Annotated in this window: 1 pseudogene; it reads left to right on the top strand. The window is 58.0% G+C overall.

The features are described from left to right. Positions 1-90: 90 nt before the first annotated feature. A pseudogene (locus EOD29_RS33045) lies at positions 91-257 on the top strand (type II secretion system F family protein); the annotation flags it as partial.

The following is a 257-nucleotide window of genomic DNA, read 5'->3' as shown; positions in this document are numbered from 1 at the left end:
ATCATGGGCGCCTCGGCGATCTGGATGTCGATCGGCATCCTCGTCATGCGCAACATGGTCAATTTCGACATCTAGCGGGAGAGAAGCACCATGTCGCAGGATCTTGCCGCAACGCTGACCAATCCGAGCATGTTGATCGCTGTTTTCGTCGCGATCGCCGTCTTCGCGACTTTCTACACGATCGCCATCCCCTTCTTCGAGCGCGGCGATCTCAGCAAGCGCATGAAAGCTGTCTCGACCGAGCGCGAGCAGATCCG

It is taken from the genome of Mesorhizobium sp. M1A.T.Ca.IN.004.03.1.1 (assembly GCF_003997555.1).
Lineage (GTDB): Bacteria > Pseudomonadota > Alphaproteobacteria > Rhizobiales > Rhizobiaceae > Mesorhizobium.
Note: the sequence above shows the minus strand (reverse complement) of the source record. Positions and strands in the feature narration are given on the sequence as shown.